The 7637-nt window shown below is 62.1% G+C and carries 8 protein-coding genes; all 8 read left to right on the top strand.

What is annotated here, in order from left to right; all coding sequences use genetic code 11:
* Positions 1–685: 685 nt before the first annotated feature.
* Complete coding sequence (gspG, locus tag GTN70_01510) at positions 686–1111, top strand: type II secretion system major pseudopilin GspG (GenBank protein ID NIO15674.1); 426 nt, start codon at positions 686–688, stop codon at positions 1109–1111.
* A 174-nt stretch (positions 1112–1285) separates the two neighbouring features.
* Entirely contained in the window at positions 1286–2812 is a 1527-nt protein-coding gene (gspE, locus tag GTN70_01505) for a type II secretion system ATPase GspE (GenBank protein NIO15673.1), read from the top strand.
* Positions 2813–2815: 3 nt separating this feature from the next.
* The gene (locus tag GTN70_01500; protein ID NIO15672.1) at positions 2816–4009 is read left to right on the top strand and encodes a type II secretion system protein GspF; all 1194 of its coding nucleotides are present in this window, start codon (positions 2816–2818) and stop codon (positions 4007–4009) included.
* Between the two features lie 19 nt (positions 4010–4028).
* Positions 4029–4463 (top strand): prepilin-type N-terminal cleavage/methylation domain-containing protein, encoded by a 435-nt coding sequence (locus GTN70_01495; GenBank protein ID NIO15671.1) that lies wholly within the window; start codon positions 4029–4031, stop codon positions 4461–4463.
* Positions 4460–4861: a prepilin-type N-terminal cleavage/methylation domain-containing protein gene (locus GTN70_01490; protein NIO15670.1), complete on the top strand. Its 402-nt coding sequence runs from the start codon at positions 4460–4462 to the stop codon at positions 4859–4861. The genes GTN70_01495 and GTN70_01490 overlap by 4 nt, the downstream gene beginning before the upstream one ends.
* 1 nt (position 4862) lies before the next feature.
* A complete protein-coding gene (locus tag GTN70_01485) occupies positions 4863–5504 on the top strand; it encodes a prepilin-type N-terminal cleavage/methylation domain-containing protein (protein NIO15669.1) in 642 nt (213 codons plus the stop codon).
* A 3-nt stretch (positions 5505–5507) separates the two neighbouring features.
* Positions 5508–6464: a hypothetical protein gene (locus GTN70_01480; GenBank protein ID NIO15668.1), complete on the top strand. Its 957-nt coding sequence runs from the start codon at positions 5508–5510 to the stop codon at positions 6462–6464.
* Positions 6461–7637: hypothetical protein (locus GTN70_01475; GenBank protein NIO15667.1), on the top strand; the 1177-nt coding region annotated here is incomplete at its 3' end. The genes GTN70_01480 and GTN70_01475, both read left to right, overlap by 4 nt.

Below are 7637 nucleotides of genomic sequence, written 5' to 3'. Positions count from 1 at the left end.
GGTAATGTCAGATCATTTTTCCTTTAGGTCACTGATTCGTCTCATCAACCGAAACAAAATCATTCTCAATGCCGGGCGCATCACCTCCTTTGACCTTTTTTATGTGAACTCTCCCGCAAACGACAAACGGCGAGCATGACGGCCAAACTTAGAGAAATTCCGGATCTTCCCCCGACACGGCGAATAGCACGCTCCTGCCTTCCCGGAAAGCACGCCTTATTACAAATATTTGCAAAAACCGGAGATTCCGAGGGAACCCGAACGGAAAAGTTCGCTGTCAACTCCCCGAATCAGATCTGTGGCTGGTATGAAGTTCCTCTCCCTCTATCCGGCGTCTGCTTCGTTTACTGGGAAAAACGCATACCCCTTGAGAGAAAGATAACTTGCAATATTATAACCGTTTATCCCCTTCCTTCAAAGCGTTTTTTCCTCCTCCCGTCAAAAAATTCCCGTCGGCAGGGGGGCGCGTACCGGTGCCAGCCGCTCCCCCGGCCGTCTCCCCCCACCCGGGCACCCGGAAAAAAGCCCCGGGGGGAATCACGCCGGGCAGCCGGCGTGTTATGTCGTTTTTCAATCCCCCAATATCTGGTATAGTAGAGTCAACCGAGACTTCCCCGGACCCCGCGGCGGGAAGCAGAACGAACCGCTCCGCGGGAAACAGGGAGAGGAAACGAGAGCGATTGCGATGAAAACACACGTATCGTTGAGAGACAGGCGGGGTTTCACCCTCATCGAGATCCTGGTGGTCATGGTGATCATCGGGCTGCTTGCGGCCCTGGTGGGGCCGCGCCTCTTCCCGAAGCTGGGGAAGAGCAAGCTGGCCGCCGCAAAGGCCCAGATCGAGCTCCTCGGCCAGGGGCTCGACCAGTACAGGCTCGATGTGGGCAAGTACCCCACGACCCAGGAGGGGCTGCAGGCCCTCGTGGAGAACCCGGGCATCGACAAGTGGGACGGGCCGTACCTGAAGAAGAAGGTCCCCACCGACCCCTGGGGGAACGAATACTACTACCAGCAGCCCGGCGACAACGGCGAGTATGACCTCGTTTCCTACGGCAGGGACGGGACGACCGGGGGAGAGGGCGAAGACAGCGACGTAAAGAGCTGGGAGTAGCGCGGGGCGTTGATGGCGGGAACGCCGCAGACAGCCATCGAGAGCGGTCAGCCCCCCTCCCCGCGCGCAGCCGCCATGGACGGCGGATGCTTCCGGTTTCACAAACACGAAAAATCGAAGGGGCACGGCATCGCATCAAAAAGGTAGCAGGGAAAACCCTTTCGAGGAGCGCACATGTACGGAAAGATAGAGCACCTGTCACCGGAAGAACTTCCCAAGGTCCCCGCTGCGATCAAGGGGATATCGCCGCGCTTCATCCGGGAGCACAGGATCATACCGATCGAGGTCGGCGACAGCGTGGTGAAGGTCGTGCTCCCCGACCCGCCCGACAGGATGACCATCGACGCGCTGAACGTGGCGATATCGCAGGACCTGGTCGTCTACGTGACAGACGCGGAAGCGGTAACCGCCTACATCGAGAAGTTCTACAGCCAGGACCTGAGGGACATCGACAAGATAATCGAGGAGATAGACCACCCGGAGTCCGAGAGCCACATTCGGGAAGAGGAGGACGTGGAGCACCTGATGGACCTTGCCTCCGAAGCCCCCATCATCAAGCTGGTGAACACGCTCATCATGAAGGCGATCGAGAGCAGGGCAAGCGACATCCACGTGGAGCCCTTCGATGACGAGGTGAAGGTGCGCTACCGCATCGACGGCGTCCTCCACCAGGTGGAGTCGCTACCGAAGAAGCTCCAGCCGGCTATCGTGTCGCGGATCAAGCTCACATCCAGGATAAACATCGCCGAGCGGAGGCTCCCCCAGGACGGGGGCATGCGGATCAGGGCGGGGGACAAGGAGATAGACTTCCGGGTGTCGACCATCCCCGTCCAGCACGGCGAGAGCATCGTCGTCAGGATCCTGGACCGGGAGGGAATAAAGATCGACCTCGACGTCCTGGGCTTCTCCGCGGAGAGGCTCCCCGATTTCAAGGCCCTCATCGCCAGGCCGAACGGGATAGTGCTCGTAACGGGGCCCACCGGGAGCGGAAAGACCACGACGCTCTACGCCGCCCTGGAAAAGATCAACTCTCCCGACAAGAAGATCATCACCGTCGAGGACCCTGTCGAGTACCAGCTCAAGGGGATCAACCAGATCCAGGTGCAGCCAAAGATCGACCTGGGCTTCGCCAACATTCTCCGGCATATCGTGCGGCAGGACCCGGACGTCATCCTGATCGGCGAGGTCAGGGACCTGGAAACGGCGGAAATCGCCGTGCAGTCCGCCCTCACGGGACACATGGTCTTCTCCACCCTCCACACCAACGACGCCCCCGGCGCCATCACGCGCCTCGTCGACATGGGGGTCGAGAGCTACCTCATCGCCACGATCGTAAGGGGCATCCTCGCCCAGCGGCTCATCCGGGTCATCTGCCCCAACTGCAAGGTGAAGGAGGAGTCCCGGGAGGTCCACGCCGAGCTCGCCCTCCTGGGGTTTGACCGGGGCGAGAGTTTCCCCGTCTACCAGGGGGCCGGCTGCGAACACTGCTCCCACACGGGTTTTTACGGCCGCGCGGGAATCTTCGAGCTCCTGCTGGTCACCGACGAAATCCGGAAGCTGATACTGAAAAACGCCGACTCCCGGGAGATCCGGGACGTTGCGCGGCAGCAGGGGATGAAGACCCTGATGGAGGACGGGATCGACAAGGTCAGGCGCGGCATGACGACGGTCAGCGAAATCCTCAGGGTTACCCAGGAGTAACCGGTGGCGCTCTTCTCCTACAGGGCAACATCCAGGGAAGGGGAGATCCGCGACGGCTTCATCGAGGCGGTGGACGAGAGGAGCGCGGCAGAGCGCCTGAAGAGCAGCGGCCTCATCCCCCTCAAAATTACCTCCCCGGAAGAGCAGGTGAAAAAAAAGATCACCCTGCGCCGGGCCCGGGGCGACATCCTCACCTTCACGGCCGAGCTCTCGGCCCTCCTGAACGCCGGCCTGCCCCTGGACCGGAGCCTGACCATCCTGAACAGCGTGATCGAAAACCGGGTGATGAAGAAAACGGGGCAGTCGCTCTTGAAGTCGATCCGCGGGGGGAGCTCCTTCTCCGACGCGTTGAGAAAACACCCGAAGGTCTTCCCGAAGCTCTACGTGAGCATGGTGAAGGCGGGGGAGTCGGGCGGCGTGCTCGACCTGGTCCTTGCCACGCTCAACGAGTTCCTGGAGACGGCGAAGGAGCTCAAGGACTTCGTGGTTACCTCCCTGATATACCCCGCCCTTTTGCTCGTTACCAGCGGCGTGTCGATCATCCTCCTGCTCACCTACGTCCTGCCGAAGTTCAGCGTCATCTTCGAGGAGCTGGGGGAACTCCTTCCCCTGCCGACGCGCATCCTTCTGGCCGTGAGCGGCCTGATAAAATCCTTCTGGTGGGTCGGCCTGCTCATCATCGCAGCGGGGGCGTTCCTGTTCAGGCGGTACGTGAGAACAGAGGAGGGGCGCCGCCGCTTCGACGCGCTGAAGCTGAAGCTGATGGCGGACATCATCGTGAAGCTGGAGACGGCGCGCTTCTGCAGGACCCTGGGGACCCTCCTGCGCAGCGGCGTCCCCATGATGGAGGCCCTCTCCGGGGCGCGCGAGGTGATCGGCAACCGGGTGATATCGGCGGCGCTCGAGAACGTGCCCAGGGGCGTCAAGGAGGGCAGGGGCATGGCCGACCCGCTGACGGAGGCGCTCTTCTTTCCTCCCCTCGCCCTCTCCCTGATCAGGGTGGGCGAGGAGACGGGCCAGCTCGACGAGATGCTCTTGAAGATCGCCGCCACCTACGAGAAAAGCCTGAAGACCGCCGTCAAGAGGTTCATGAGCCTCTTCGAGCCGGCCATGATCCTGGCAACGGGGCTCGTCATCGGCTTCATCGCCGTGGCCATGTTCATGGCCGTGTTCAGCATACTGGAGGTCCCCTTTTAGGGACGCGCGGGGAGGCAAGGTGAAGGGAAAAAGAGGCTTCACGCTCATCGAAATCATCATCGTGCTCGCCCTGATCGGCCTGATCACGGGGCTCACGACGACCTTTTTCGCGCACTCCCTGGCGAAAACGGGGGTCACGTCGGCCATCGGCGACGTGAAGACCGTGCTCCGCTACGCGCGCTCCCTTGCAAGGAGCACGGGCAAGACGAAGGTCTTCACCCTCGACCTGGACAGCAACCAGTACTGGATCGGCGGAATGAAGAAGGCCTCCATCCCCCGCAGCGTGAGGATCACCGTGGCCGACCCCTTCGCGGGCGAGATCGACTCCGGCACCTACCGGATCTTCTTCTATCCGGCGGGGAACTCGCCGGGCGCAACGATCACCCTCTCCTACGGGGAGAGGAGCACCCGCATCTACCTCGACCCGATCGTCGGTTCGGTATTCCTGCGATGAGGGCCTTCAGGCACATACGGTCAAGCGGCGGGTTCACCCTCTTTGAGACCCTCGTCGCCATCTCGATCCTGGGAATCGCCATAGCCGTCGTCATCCAGCTCTACTCGGCCAACCTCCGCGCCCTCTCCTCCTCCGAGGATTACATCCTCGCATCCATGCGGGGCGAGGCGAAGATGCGGGAGGTCCTCTTGCGGAGCGACCTTTCCGAGGGGTCGTGGAGCGAGTCGGTGGAGGACGGCTACCGCTTCGACATCACCGTGCAGGAGGTGCTGGGGGAGCGGACGCAGAACCTGCAGATCAAAATGCTGCAGGTGAGCCTCTCCGTCACCTGGAGCAGGGGGACGAGGGAGAAATCGATCCGGATGAGCACGATGAACGTCGTGCCGAGGGGCACCTGAGGTGGACGGCATGCGCGCGCACGGCACACGGCCACGGGGGTTTACCCTCATCGAGCTCCTCATCTCCCTGTCCATCGTGGGTATCCTGGTCCTCATCATAACGGGCACCCTGAGGGCCGGCCTCTCATCGGTCGAGAAGGGGGAGGAGAAGTTCGATGAGCTGGAGCGGCTCCGGGCGTCGATCAGCATTATCGACTCCCAGATCCAGTCCTGGCTCCCCGTCACCCGCGAGGACGAGGGGGGGGAGAAGAAGTTCTCCTTCACGGGAGAGCGGGAGGCCCTTGCCTTCCACAGCAACTTCTCCATCATGGACGGGCGGCAGGGATACCTCTCCGTCGCCTACCGGGCCGTGAGGGACGATTCGGGAAAGGTCTCCCTGGTGGCATCGGAACAGCTCATCGGGAAAATGGGGGGGATGGAGTTTGTGCTCCTGAAAGGATTTGACGATATATACTTCACCTACCTTTTCCGGGACCGGGAGATGGATATCGTCGAGTGGGTGGAAGAGTGGAACAATTACGAATACATGCCCGAAGCGGTGCTTCTTATCGCCATGGACGGGGGCCGTGTCCTCCCCCTTCTGGTCCCCGTCAGGACGCTGAAGCCCCCCCTCGCGGCGAAGAAGGCACGGAGAGGAAGGTGATCCATGCCGCTTAGGCGCACGAAAAACCGCGAGGGAGTGGCGCTGCTCCTGGTGCTGTGGGTCCTTGCGATCCTGATGGTCATCGTCATCTCCTTCTCCCTCCTGACGCGCGCCGACCTCACCTCGACGCTCGCCTACGGCAAGGGGGTGGAGAAGAAGTTTCTCGCCGAGGCCGGTATCCACCGGGCCATCTCGGAGATCTTCTACCGGAAGGACGACGCGTCCCTCACGGACGAAGGCCCCTGGAAGGGTGACGGGAGGCCCTACAGGGAGGAAGCCGGGGGCGGATCCTACGTGGTCAGGATGACCGACGAGACGGGAAAGGTGGACATAAACAGCGCACCTGACGTAGTATTAAAGAGGATGCTCGAAAACCATGGAGTTGGGTCGGAAGAGGCTGCCATTATCGTCGACTCGCTGATGGACTGGAAGGATCCAGACGATCTGTACCGGCTAAACGGCGCGGAGAGCGACTACTACCAGTCCCGCGAGGAGCCCTACAGCGCAAAGAACGGACCCTTCGAGACCCCCGAGGAGCTGATCCTCGTCCGGGGCATGACCCGTGACCTGCTCTACGGGAGCGGTGAGAAAGAGGGGATCATCGGGCTGTTGACGGTCAACGCCGGCTCGAGCCGGATAAACGTGAAGGCGGCGCCGAAAGAGGTGCTCATGGCGGTCCCGGGGATGACGGAGGTTGCCGCCGACGCCATCATCACCTACAGGAGCGAGCAGGAGATCAGGACCGTGCGCGACATACAGGGAATCGCCGGCGCGGGCTACGCCCTCATGGCGCGCTACATCACCGCCACCGACGGCAGGGCCTTCACCATCGATTCGACGGGCTACCGGGAGGGCGAGAGCTGGGGATACCCGGTCAGGGCAACGGTCGTCATCGAGGGAGACGACGGGTACCGCTTCGTCTACTACAAGAACCCGGCTTACGCGGGGAAGGGAGAATGAAGGAAAAGAAAAAGTCCATCAGGTCGCGGCTGCCCGGCAAAGCGGAGGGGCTCAAAAACGCCTGGCGCTTCGTCACGACCCGCTCCGCCGACGAGGTGGTCACGCCGAGAAAGAACCTCTGCGTCTCCATCGAGAGGAACTCCGTCTCCATCGCCTACGTGACCCGGGTCTTCTCGAAAACGAGCATAAAGGGGTTCAGGAAATACGCGCTGGAAAAGAAGGGCCCCCCCGACCCCGAGGACCTGGCGACGTCGGTGTACCTGGCCATAAAGGAGCTGGAAGCGGAGGGTGCGGAGGTAACCTTGAGCGTGCCGAAAGGCTGGGCCGTGATACGGACCATGGAGTTTCCCGCCGCCGTGCGGGACAACCTGCCGACGGCGGTCATGTACGAGCTCGACAGGCTCACCCCCTTCGACCCGGAAGACTCCTACTACGGCTTCCGGGTCCTCGAGAAAAGCGAAGAGAAGCTTACCGCCGTCGTCTACGCGACCAGGGCAGAGGCGCTGAGCGGGTACCTGGACGCGCTGCGGGATAAGGGTGTGGCGGTCGGCAAGGTGACGGTCAACCTGGCCGGCATCGGCGCCCTGTTCCGCTACATGAACAGGAACAGGGACGCCATTTTCCTCGACATCGACGAGGCCGGTTTCGAGGGCGCACTCTTCATCGACGGCTTCCTCGTCGATGCCTTCTCGGGGAAGTTCGCCCCGGGGGACGACAGGATGAAGCTGGAGCCCCTGATCGCCGAGCTCATGCCCACCAAGGAGACCTTCAAGGGGAGAAAAGCCCCTCCCCACCTCATCCTTCTCGGGGAGGAGAAGAGCCCCATCGTGAGGAAACTCGCGGGGCAAGCCAGGGGGCTGCCCGTCGTGCTTCTCGATGACAATCTCGTAAAGAGCACCCTCCCCGGTGAGCAGCACGGCATCCCCTACGCCGCCATCGGCGGCGCCCTGGAGTCGCAGATGCAGGACGGGGTCGACCTCCTGTCGAAAGGGCGCCAGCTGAGAATCAAGGCCCCCGTGGCCCTCACCGCCCTCGTCCTCCTGGCCATCTGCGGGCTCATCGTCTACCACCTGATCGCGCCGCTTAAGGTGGAGAAAAAAGCGCTCGCCGAGATCGACCGGCAGATCAGGACGAGGAAGAACGAGGTAACGCGGGTCCTCGAGCTCAGGGACA

The organism is Deltaproteobacteria bacterium, assembly GCA_011773515.1.
Lineage (GTDB): Bacteria > Desulfobacterota > Deferrimicrobia > J040 > J040 > WVXK01.
The sequence above is the reverse complement of the archived record's forward strand: the minus strand, read 5'-3'. Positions and strand labels throughout refer to the sequence as shown.